The sequence below is a fragment of the Amycolatopsis thailandensis genome (genome assembly GCF_002234405.1).
GTDB classification, from domain to species: domain Bacteria; phylum Actinomycetota; class Actinomycetes; order Mycobacteriales; family Pseudonocardiaceae; genus Amycolatopsis; species Amycolatopsis thailandensis.
The window spans coordinates 1-574 of the sequence record NZ_NMQT01000364.1 but is presented as its reverse complement, the minus strand read 5'-3'; the positions used below and the strand labels follow the sequence as shown (position 1 = coordinate 574).

1 protein-coding gene is annotated in these 574 nt (G+C 60.5%); it reads right to left on the bottom strand.

From position 1 onward, the window contains the following. Nucleotides 1-239, bottom strand: a 239-nt coding sequence (locus CFP71_RS42915) for an ATP-binding cassette domain-containing protein (RefSeq protein WP_143267339.1), incomplete at its 3' end; no start/stop codon positions are given. Nucleotides 240-574 lie beyond the last annotated feature (335 nt).

The following is a 574-nucleotide window of genomic DNA, read 5'->3' as shown; positions in this document are numbered from 1 at the left end:
GAGAGGCGTGTGACGTCCACGCCGTCGACAGTGATCTCACCGCGAGTGAACACCGGTGCGACGAACTCCAGTAACCGGATGATCGACAAGGCCGTCACCGTTTTACCGCTGCCGGATTCGCCGACCACGCAGAGTGTCCGGCCTTGTTCGAGGTCGAACGAAAGTTCTCGCACCAGTTCGCGTTCGGTTTCGTCGGCGATGACGCCGACGGTCAGTTCTCGTAATTCGAGCAGGGTCATGAATCCCCTTTCCCGTGCCCGCCCGAAGCGGACCGCACTGCCGGGGAACGGGCCTCCGGCGGGGGTAGTTCTACGCATGTTGACACTGGGCGGGGGTGCTGTCAATGGGTATATTCTACGAATGTAGGAAGTTGATATCCGGCAGGTTTTTCCTGGTGGTGGGCGAAAACTTGCACTGGATTCTTTTGTCTACGTCTGTAGACTCTCGCTCGAAACGAGCTAAGGAGGGCACCCGTGAGCGGGTCGACCAAGACTGCCGGTCCCGAGCGGATCGTGGACATCGCCGTGGGCTACATGGCGGCCAAGCAACTCTTCGCGGCGAGCCGGATCGGCCT